General features: G+C 41.7%; 5 protein-coding genes and 1 pseudogene. 2 read left to right on the top strand and 4 right to left on the bottom strand.

Annotated elements, in window-relative coordinates; all coding sequences use genetic code 11:
- Positions 1-41 precede the first annotated feature (41 nt).
- Both VF500_RS08370 and VF500_RS08375 read left to right on the top strand, forming a co-directional pair.
- Positions 42-545 carry a GNAT family N-acetyltransferase gene (locus VF500_RS08370; RefSeq protein WP_330859242.1) on the top strand — a complete coding sequence of 168 codons (504 nt, stop codon included), beginning with the start codon at positions 42-44 and terminating at the stop codon, positions 543-545.
- A 230-nt stretch (positions 546-775) separates the two neighbouring features.
- Positions 776-1,126 carry a hypothetical protein gene (locus VF500_RS08375; RefSeq protein WP_330859243.1) on the top strand — a complete coding sequence of 117 codons (351 nt, stop codon included), beginning with the start codon at positions 776-778 and terminating at the stop codon, positions 1,124-1,126.
- A 159-nt stretch (positions 1,127-1,285) separates the two neighbouring features.
- Here the strand turns inward: VF500_RS08375 and VF500_RS08380 are convergent, their stop codons facing one another.
- From VF500_RS08380 to VF500_RS08395, 4 genes and pseudogenes are all read right to left on the bottom strand, one after another.
- A complete protein-coding gene (locus tag VF500_RS08380) occupies positions 1,286-4,507 on the bottom strand; it encodes a gliding motility-associated C-terminal domain-containing protein (RefSeq protein ID WP_330859244.1) in 3,222 nt (1,073 codons plus the stop codon).
- A gap of 284 nt (positions 4,508-4,791) precedes the next feature.
- Positions 4,792-5,082 carry an RNA recognition motif domain-containing protein gene (locus VF500_RS08385; RefSeq protein ID WP_090523751.1) on the bottom strand — a complete coding sequence of 97 codons (291 nt, stop codon included), beginning with the start codon at positions 5,080-5,082 and terminating at the stop codon, positions 4,792-4,794.
- A 148-nt stretch (positions 5,083-5,230) separates the two neighbouring features.
- On the bottom strand, positions 5,231-5,827 hold the full coding sequence (locus tag VF500_RS08390; RefSeq protein WP_330859245.1) for a hypothetical protein: 597 nt from the start codon (positions 5,825-5,827) through the stop codon (positions 5,231-5,233).
- Positions 5,828-6,100: 273 nt separating this feature from the next.
- Positions 6,101-6,621 (bottom strand): annotated as a pseudogene (locus VF500_RS08395) (hypothetical protein); the annotation flags it as partial.

Consider the following 6,621-nt stretch of genomic DNA (forward strand, 5'->3'; position numbering starts at 1 on the left):
AAACTTATATACTTTAGCTGTAATTTCTAATTACAGATGATATGACAATCCGACTGGCTACCTTCAATGATATACCGCAAATATTAACTCTTATAGCCGATGTAATACCTGTTATGAAAACAGCAGGTAACTTTCAATGGGATAATGACTACCCCAATAAACAGGTATTTACCCAGGATATTGACTTTAACCAACTTTGGGTAGCCGAGATTGCGGGAGCAATAGCAGGTGTAGCTGCAATAACAACCGATCAGGACGCTGAATATGCTCAGGCCGGGCTTGACATTACTGAAACTGCTATAGTTACACATCGACTTGCTGTAAATGTTAATTACCAGGGGCGTGGTGTGGCGGCGGCATTTTTAAAACAAGCCGAACATGAAGCTATACGGCGTGCAATTAACATATTGAGGATTGACACCAATATTGCCAACCAAGCAACACAAAAGCTTTTCCCAAAGCTGGGCTATGTTTTGGCTGGCGAAATTAGTTTAACTATAAGACCCGGCTTAAGGTTTCTATGTTATGAGAAACGGCTCAAATAACCATCCATAACAAGTTAAATTTACTCCCAACATAGCTAAATCCACTTTAACCTAATTAAATTTTCACATATTCACATAAAAGCCACAATCTTTTCTCAATAGTTATTCACAAATGGGTAATTTATCAACAATTGCCTTTTAGTTTATTTTTTATTCAGCTATATTTATGCTAATTATAAACCGCAGGCCCTCTGCCTGAGATCATAAAGCCGTAACAAAAAGAGAAGAAGATGGACCCTATAATGACGTTGGTAATTGTTGCTATTATTGCTGCTATAATTTTAGTAGAGTTTAACAAACAACAAAAAGCAAAAGTGAGCGATAACACGCATATCACTTTTGATGTTCAACAAGCATATTTACTTAAAGCGGCTGAATATAAGATAGAAGTTATTGAAGACCATCAAAAACACAGTACAGACACAAACAGCACTGTAGTTCAACACCTTGAAGAAGAACTCACACAATTAACCAAAGCTTTCGAAAAAGGCGATATTCAATTAAAGGAGTTCAATCTTAAGCTGGACACGCTGCTCAACAATCTTGATCCGGCTAAAATTTCGCTGGCGCAGGCTTCGTAATTTTTTCCCATAACAACTTGTATTCAAACTAAAAGCGGAGCGCCAAAGCATAAAGCTAAGTTGATTATCCCTATTGTTTAATACGTTATACAATAGGGCTCTATGTAATTTCCCAGCAGCTTACCTATTTTCATTTTCGACTGAGCGTTTATTAAATCATTATTTTAAAAGAACAATGTATCCTGACAATGGCTTACTGCCATCTTTAAGGTCAACTACATAATAATAAGTACCGGAGGGCAGCACATACCCGTTAAAAGCTCCATTCCAATTCTTAGCATAACCCACCGAGCGAAATATCCCGGCACCATACCTGTTAAACACGTTAACCGTGCAATTTGGATACGCGGCAAGCCCGGCAATACTCCAGGTATCGTTAACACCATCACCATTGGGGGTAAAAGTATTAGGGATAACCATTTGTTCCAGCACATTAACTTTAATAACGGCCGATGCCGGGCATCCCCCTGCTGTTACCGTTAATATATAAGTAGTGGTTACTGCTGGCGATGCTGTTGGGGCCGAGACAGCAGAATTACTTAACCCTATCGAAGGCGACCAGCTATAATCTGTAACATTATTTGATAGAACAGGTGACAAGATGATACTTTCACCTTTTTTGATAGTAACATCTCCGTTAAATGCCACAGTAGGCAGCACTTTAGTCTGAATGACAAACTCGTTGCTGGTACCAGGTACAGTACACTGTGCAGAACTGCTTATTGTACATGTTAACCGGTCACCGTTTTTCAGGGTATTACTTGTAAACTTATCCTTGTTTTCGCCAACGTTAACATGATTCAATTGCCACTGATAACTTGGATTACTACCCGAGTTAGGTGACACTGCTGTAAAAGTTTGATAGTCCCCCTCACAAACAGGATAAATCGACGGGGCAGAAATAGCCACTGTTGGAGCTACCGGGGCGTTATATGCAGGTGATACCGCAACGGAAGTTGCACTCAGAGGGCCGCAGTTACTTGGGTTAGTCATGGTAACCGTTACTTTATCGGCAGCGGTGATGATGCCCGGTGCCGGAAATGTTTTATCGTGATTACTCTGATCCACATTATTGATCTGCCAGTTATAAACAGAATTAACGTCCTCTGTGCCATGCGTATTTGCCACAAATGTTACGGTCTGTCCCGGACAAGCCAGATCCGGTTGTTCTACTGTTATTATTGGAGGGACTTGTGAGTTATACACAGGCGATACCGGGACGGAAGTTACGCTCAGAGGGCCGCAGTTACTTGGATTGGTCATGGTAACCGTTACTTTATCGGCAGCGGTGATGGTGGCTGGTGCCGGAAATGTTTTATTGTGATTACCCTGATCTACATTGTTGATCTGCCAGTTATAAACAGAATTAACGTCCTCTGTGCCATGAGTATTTGCCACAAATGTTACAGTCTGTCCCGGACAAGCCAGATCCGGTTGTTCTACTGTTACCACTGGGGTTATTAATGGTATATACATCGGTGATGCCGGAGCGGAAGTAACGGATGGCGAGTTCGTACAATCGACGGTATTGGTGAGCGTTACTGTTATTACGTCAGAACTGCTAACTTCAGAACTTATAAAATTTACACGGTTGGGACCAGTGGGGATTCCATTTACATACCACTGATAATTTAAATTATTCGCCGGATTGGGTGTTAACGCAACAAGTATTACCTGCTCGCCGGGGCAGCCTAAAATCTGTTGATTAATACTCACTTCCAGTGTCATAATCGGGCTTATCACTCCGCTTACAGGCACCAGAAAATCTGTGGCTCCGGTTGATTTTAATAACACATCACCAGTCAGGTTTCCGGCCGGCGCTGTTGCCGCAGAACGGACATAGACAGCAATCCCATCCCCATCAGGAGGTAGCTCTAAATCAGCAAGCGATATAGTAGCAGTGCTGCTATAGCCTCCAACCGGCGTCAATGATACTTCAAAATTGGCAGGAGCTATAACAATTGCATCATTGGTAAGATTAGTTCCCGACACCGTGAACATTTGGTAATTTGCAGATGCCGCCCCAACACAAGCCGTTATAGCACCACTAACATTGCTTCCGCTGATAACAGGCGTACTCACATCATCAACCTCTATACTCAATATGAACTTACTACTGCCCGCCGCGTTATATGCGGTAACTGTATAATTGGTAGCAGGCCATAATACCGTAGGCGTACCACTTATAATTCCTGTTTTAGGATCAAAAACAAGGCCGGCAGGTAAAGCTTTGTCAATAGTGTAGCCAGTTGCCGTAACCTTTTTTATTGAATTTTTACCATATTCTGCCACATATAAATTACCATCCGGGCCTATTGTTATACCACTTGGGCTGCTAAAATGAACATCGGTGCCCACCCCGTTTTCAACTCCAACCGGGCCTCCCCCTGCTATAGTTTTAACCTCGCCATCCGGCGAGATCCGTCGCACGGTACCCACCCCACCGTCAGTTACATATAAATTACCGGAAGCATCAACCGTTATCCCTACAGGATATTGAAACTTAGCTGCCGTCCCGACTCCATCGTCCGCTCCGAAATTACCGCCCGCTATTGTTGTAACCAGTCCGTTAGGGGTGATCTTACGGATTGCAAAACCAGCCTGATCTGCAACATAGATGTTCCCATCTTTATCAACTGCGAGTCCGGCAGGCTTGTTAAACCTGGCGGCAGGCCCAAGTCCATCTAAAGTCCCTGCCGAAGGCTGCCCCGCAAGTGTGTATACATAACCCGACGGGGAAATTTTGCGTATTGCATTATTACCATCCGACACATACAGATTATCATCCTTATCGATAGCGATACCGTTAGGATTGATAATATTGGCTACATCGCCAGGGCCATCTGCAGTACCGGCTTGATTGATGCCGGCAAAAACAGTAATGATACCAGAGGGGGTAATTTTTAATATATTATGATTGCTGTAGTTTGCTACAAATAAATTGCCGCTTTTATCCTTAACCACTCCACGGGGATTGTTAAGCTTAGGCACGTTAAAGGGTGGCCCGGGCAGCGCATCTATACCTATTGACGAAACCTGTCCTGAGGCACTAATCATGCGGATCCCGCCCCCACTTTCAGCTATATATGTATTTCCGTCGGCATCCATACTGATACCATACGGCAGTTTAAATTGCGCGGTAGCTGCATCGCCATTAACATTACCAAACTGACCTGTGCCTGCTATAACCTTAGTTTCTCCATAAATTGTAGCGGGCACAGCGCCTCCAGTATTTGAAGGATTCAATGCCGGTATTGCAGTTTCAATAATGTAAACATTTGGGGTAGTATAGGTAATATCAGGCGCCTGGCCAAAAGCTGAAAGAGCTACAAGCCAAAGCACAAGTACTGTTATTGCCGGTTTCAAAAAATTGCGGCGCATTGCAGCTACTTTAAATTGCCATCAAGTTCAGGAATCCAGGGGCGTGGGGTATAATAGATATAATTGATCATTAAATTGCAGGTAAGGTTATAGTAGTGTGGTTGTTTCAATAGCTCATCAGCCGCTGATAGCTTATACTAAAATAAGCTTTTTCCGATAACTGCTGATCAAATAATTAATTTAACATGATTTAAACTATACAATTCCACATTACCAGCTAAAACAAAAAAAGCCGGCATAGCCGGCTAATATTTTGAAAAAAAAGAATAATGTTTTATCTGGTATTAATTACGTCTGAAGCCACCTTTTTGGCCACCGCCGTTAAAGCCAGGACCTTTATCTTCGGCTACGTTAACCGTGATCCTGCGGCCATAATAACTTGCTCCATTCATGCAACGTATCGCTTCTTTCGCTTCATCCTCGTTAACCATCTCCACAAAACCAAAACCCTTACTCTCTTTTGTTTCGCGATCTTTAATAATTCTGAGCGATTTAACCGGCCCAAAATCACCAAAAACAGCTGTTAATTCGGCCTCATCTACTTCTAAAGGAAGACCTGCAATAAATACTTTCATCAATGTTTTTAAAATTTGCATAAAGGTACGAAAAAAGAGCCGCATTACAGCTTCTTCGGACACTAATGATCATTAGGTAATGGCTTTTTTACCTTAATATTACTGAATGAAAGATTTTCAAAACCGCTTTCGGAAATAGACAAGGAAGCTATTTAAGCTGTAGCTCAAAGCTGCCCTCAACACGGTAAAAGGGCGAATCGGACTTATCATCTTTAGCTAAAAAAGTAAAGAAAGTACCTTTTGCAATCATATTTTCATGATTATACTGATCCATATCTATCTTACCAAAATCCTGTTGCCCGGCATATTTGGTGAGGGTATATTGCAGTAAAGGTTTTTTTTCATCAACCTTGAATAAAAACTGACTTCCGGCCACGTCACTGCTGGTCTTTACCGAAGCTAACCCTAATGAACTGATACCAAAGCTCATGTTATGTGCCTTGTTGATTGCGGTGATGCCAAAATATTTATCGTCGCCGTTATGTACATTTATGAATGCTATCGAATCTTTGCTGGCATCAAAGGTGTAAGTTGAATCTTCGATGGTAACTTTTAAAGTACCTTTTCCTGCAAGGAAATTGCCCGGAGTATTGATGATGTTTACTGATGATACGCTGTCTTTACTTGCAGATGTTTTAACCGCGTTTATATCCTTCACTTCCTCATCTTTTTGGCAGGAAGTTAAAGCCACCGAAATGGATAAACTTAGTAAAACAAACCATTTAGTAAAACTGGTACGGATCATAGGCTTACTGGCAAATAAACATAGCAATAAATAATTACAAATCTCATTAAATATGGTTAAACAAATTAATTTTTTAACTTTTTTTAACCTTTGTATGATGTACGTCAATATTCATGCTAAAGTTACCGGTTTATGCGCTGTAAAGCACTTTTAATAAAAATGTAAAAACAAATTACCGGCGATCCTTTTTCGGGGATTTTCAGGACTAAAAAATGCAAAAATCAAAATAGAAATCACCGACAAGACACTGTCAATCAAATTAATACACTGCCATTAAAACACTTCGCCCACATTAATAAACAAGCCTCTTGACCCTTCCCGCCCAAAACCATAATCAATAGCAATATTGGTTTTGGATACTTTATTCAGTTTAATCCTTAAACCACCGCCAAAGCCAGGCTGCATAGTTTGCAAAGCTGTGCCTGGTGCGGCCGAAAACGATTCGCCATTTACAAAGGCTACACCACCCAGCAAACCATTACGGGTTATTTTAAACCTGTATTCGCTTTCCAGGTAAACCATTTGTGCCCCCCTGAACCTGCCCTGTATATATCCGCGGCCGGTGGTAAAACTGGGATCATGTCCGGTTGCCGGCAGATCAAGGTATGCCGGCCTGCCATTAAGTACCAACCAGTCATACGACCAAAAGGCCAATACGTTATCCGAATTTTCGGGGAACCTAAAGTATTTACGCACATCAACAATCAGAGAGCGCCAGGCAGTTGTACTTCCTAAAAATGTGTAATTATCCCGGTACTGTAAAGAAGTATAAAATCCGCGCGATGCGTTGATGG

This window comes from Mucilaginibacter sp., assembly GCF_036383575.1.
In the GTDB taxonomy this organism is placed as follows: domain Bacteria; phylum Bacteroidota; class Bacteroidia; order Sphingobacteriales; family Sphingobacteriaceae; genus Mucilaginibacter.

Bases quoted from the DNA above. Each gene is read 5' to 3' on its own strand.
- VF500_RS08385 (WP_090523751.1), bottom strand. From the start codon at position 5,082: ATGAAAGTATTTATTGCAGGTCTTCCTTTAGAAGTAGATGAGGCCGAA.
- VF500_RS08375 (WP_330859243.1), top strand. From the start codon at position 776: ATGGACCCTATAATGACGTTGGTAATTGTTGCTATTATTGCTGCTATA.
- VF500_RS08390 (WP_330859245.1), bottom strand. From the start codon at position 5,827: ATGATCCGTACCAGTTTTACTAAATGGTTTGTTTTACTAAGTTTATCC.
- VF500_RS08380 (WP_330859244.1), bottom strand. From the start codon at position 4,507: ATGCGCCGCAATTTTTTGAAACCGGCAATAACAGTACTTGTGCTTTGG.
- VF500_RS08370 (WP_330859242.1), top strand. From the start codon at position 42: ATGACAATCCGACTGGCTACCTTCAATGATATACCGCAAATATTAACT.